This window comes from Pseudomonas sp. BS-2016 (assembly GCF_001806145.1).
Lineage (GTDB): Bacteria > Pseudomonadota > Gammaproteobacteria > Pseudomonadales > Pseudomonadaceae > Aquipseudomonas > Aquipseudomonas lundensis.
In genome coordinates, this window is the sequence record NZ_MLCT01000199.1 from 1 (window position 1) to 2,596 (window position 2,596).

Consider the following 2,596-nt stretch of genomic DNA (forward strand, 5'->3'; position numbering starts at 1 on the left):
GTGGTTACGAATCCACACTGCCGACAGGTTGAGCGTGGCGATCACCAGTACCAGCAGCAAGGCGGTGGCGTACACCAACGGCCGTGCGGCTTCGACGTTGGGGCTCTGGAAGCCGACGTCATAAATATGGAAGCCCAGGTGCATGATCTTCTGGTCCAGGTGCAGGTACGGGTAGTTGCCATCCAGCGGCAGCGACGGCGCCAGCTTCACTACACCCACCAGCATCAGCGGTGCCACCTCACCCGCGGCACGGGCCACGGCGAGGATCATGCCGGTCATCATCGCCGGGCTGGCCATTGGCAGCACGATCTTCCACAACGTTTCCGCCTTGGTCGCGCCGAGCGCCAGGGAGCCTTCACGCACGGTGCGAGGAATCCGCGCCAGGCCTTCTTCGGTGGCCACGATCACCACAGGCACCGCCAGCAGCGCCAGGGTCAGCGAAGCCCAGAGCAACCCCGGCGTACCGAAGGTCGGCGCAGGCAGCGCTTCAGCGAAGAACAAACGGTCTACCGAGCCCCCCAGTACATACACGAAGAAGCCCAGGCCGAACACGCCGTAGACGATGGCCGGTACGCCGGCCAGGTTGTTCACGGCGATGCGGATGATGCGCGTCAAGGTGTTCTGCTTGGCGTATTCACGCAGGTACACCGCGGCCAGTACGCCAAACGGGGTCACGATCATTGCCATGATCAGGGTCATCATCACGGTGCCGAAGATGGCCGGGAAGATCCCGCCTTCGGTGTTGGCTTCCCGTGGGTCATCGCTGAGGAATTCCCAGACCTTGCTGAAGTAGAAGCCGATTTTGGTCATCGTGCCCATGGCGTTCGGCTGGTAGGCGTGCACCACTTTGCCGATGCCGATTTCCACTTCCTTGCCGTTGCCGTCACGCGCCGTCAGGGCGTCGCGGTTGAACTGGGCATGCAGGTCGGCCAGGCGCGCTTCGATGTCCTGGTAGCGGGCGTTCAGCTCGGCGCGGTCGGCGTCCATGTCGGCCTGGGCGGCAGCGTCGAGCTTGCCTTCCAGTTCCAGTTTGCGACCGTGCAGGCGGATGCGCTCCAGCCCTGCGTTGATCGCGCCAATATCGGTTTTTTCCAGGCTCTTGAGCTGAGCGGCCAGCTTGTTCACGCGGTCCACGCGGGCTTGCAGCTCAGGCCACGCGGCCTCGCCTTCGGCAATCACCTTGCCGTCCTGTTTGACGTTGACCAGGGTGCCGTAGAAGTTGCCCCACTCACGACGCTCGATGGCCATCAGGTTCGCAGGCTTGGTCTGGTCCTTCAGCCACTCACCGACAATCCAGGTGAAGTCGTTGCCGTTCAGGTCGCGGTTGCCGACCTTGATCAGCTCACGGGTCATGAATTCCGGGCCCTGGTCGGGCACCGGCAGGCCCGCGCTCTTGAGGCGCTCACGCGGCACTTCTTCTTTCTGCACCACTTCGCCGATCACGATGTGGTTGGCCTGGCCTGGCACGTTGTAGTTGGCCTGGATCAGGTCGGCCGGCCAGAAATGGCCCAGGCCCCGCACCGCAATCACAGCCAGCAAACCAATGGTCATGATGACCGCGATGGACACCGCGCCACCGCTGATCCAGACGCCGGGGGCGCCGCTCTTGAACCATCCATTCAGGGAGTTCTGTTTCACAGACTTCTACCTTTCTTAAAGCGACGAGTATTTCTTGCGCAGACGCTGACGAATCAGCTCGGCGAGGGTGTTCATGATGAAGGTGAACAACAGCAGCACCAGCGCCGAGAGGAACAGCACGCGGTAATGACTGCCGCCCACTTCCGACTCGGGCATCTCCACCGCAACGTTGGCCGCCAGGGTGCGCAGGCCCTCGAACAGGTTCATCTCCATCACCGGGGTGTTACCGGTAGCCATCAGTACGATCATGGTCTCGCCCACGGCGCGGCCCATGCCGATCATCAGCGCCGAGAAGATGCCCGGGCTGGCGGTGAGGATGACCACGCGGGTCATGGTCTGCCACGGCGTGGCGCCCAGGGCCAGGGAACCCAGAGTCAGGCCGCGTGGCACGCTGAACACGGCGTCTTCGGCGATGGAGTAGATGTTCGGGATCACCGCAAAACCCATGGCCAGGCCGACCACCAACGCGTTGCGCTGGTCGTAGGTAATGCCCAGATCGTGGGAGATCCACATGCGCATGTCACCGCCGAAGAACCAGGTTTCCAGGTACGGGCTCATGTACAGCGAGAGCCAGCCCACCAACAGGATCACAGGAATCAGGATCGCGCTTTCCCAACCATCGGGAACGCGCAGGCGGATCGACTCAGGCAAGCGGCTGAAGACAAAGCCGGCGACCAGGATGCCAATCGGCAACAGCATCAACAGGCTGAAAATGCCCGGCAGGTGCCCTTCCACATACGGCGCCAGGAACAGGCCGGCGAAGAATCCGAGGATCACCGTCGGCATGGCTTCCATCAGCTCGATCACCGGCTTGACCTTGCGGCGCAGGCTCGGCGCCATGAAGTAAGCGGTGTAGATCGCTGCAGCAACCGCCAGTGGCGCCGCCAGCAACATGGCGTAGAACGCGGCCTTCAAGGTACCGAAGGTCAGCGGGGCCAGGCTCATCTTGGGTTCGAAG

General features: G+C 62.8%; 2 protein-coding genes. Both read right to left on the reverse strand.

Features of this window, described 5'->3' with window-relative positions; genetic code table 11:
• On the reverse strand, positions 1–1,638 hold a 1,638-nt coding region (gene pstA, locus BKD70_RS23745), incomplete at its 3' end, for a phosphate ABC transporter permease PstA (RefSeq protein WP_070415517.1).
• A 15-nt stretch (positions 1,639–1,653) separates the two neighbouring features.
• Positions 1,654–2,596 (reverse strand): ABC transporter permease subunit (locus BKD70_RS23750; RefSeq protein WP_139145840.1); only part of this gene is annotated, 943 nt, incomplete at its 5' end.